Origin of the sequence: Actinomyces sp. S6-Spd3, assembly GCF_000758755.1 — a bacterium.
In the GTDB taxonomy this organism is placed as follows: domain Bacteria; phylum Actinomycetota; class Actinomycetes; order Actinomycetales; family Actinomycetaceae; genus Pauljensenia.
In genome coordinates, this window is record NZ_JRMV01000227.1 from 1 (window position 1) to 588 (window position 588).

At 54.1% G+C, this 588-nt stretch carries 2 protein-coding genes; both read right to left on the reverse strand.

Annotated elements, in window-relative coordinates; all coding sequences use genetic code 11:
• Nucleotides 1-186: dihydrodipicolinate synthase family protein (locus tag HMPREF1627_RS01885; RefSeq protein WP_034500646.1), on the reverse strand; the 186-nt coding region annotated here is incomplete at its 3' end.
• A gap of 8 nt (nt 187-194) precedes the next feature.
• A partial coding sequence (locus HMPREF1627_RS01890) for an ABC transporter ATP-binding protein (protein ID WP_034500647.1) occupies nt 195-588 on the reverse strand: 394 nt, incomplete at its 5' end.

Genomic DNA, 588 nt, shown 5'->3' on the forward strand with positions numbered 1-588 from the left:
TTCGACAATTTGGCGCCTCCGCTCGTCCGTGCAGAACACAACTTCGGAGGACGATCCCAGTACGAATAACCCGTCTACACCGGCCTCGATCATACGATTCAAAGACCGCTCGTAAGAAACGACATCAAGTTCGTGATCGTCGGTAAGTGGGGTTACAACAGGGGGAATGATTCCGTGGAATTTCATTATTTTCCTCAAGCCTTAGTGGTTCCTAGATCCGGGTGTAGCAGTGATGGCGCCGCACCGAGAAGAGTCTTTGTGTATGGATGCTGTGGGTTTTCGAGCAGCTGCTTCGCAGGGCCTTGTTCCACAACTTTGCCGGAGTTCATCACAGCAATAGTGTCTGAAATGTAGCGGACGGTCTGAATGTCGTGGGAAATAAAGACCATTGCGAGGCCGAGTTGGTTCTTCAAATCCATCAGCAAGTTCAAGATCTGGGCGCGCACCGACACGTCTAGTGCAGACGTGGGCTCGTCTGCGATGATCGCGTCTGGGCTGAGCGAGAGGGCGCGCGCAATAGCGACGCGCTGACGCTGGCCACCAGAAAGTTGTCCGGGAAGCGCATCTAGAGCCGAATGAGGTAGTCCC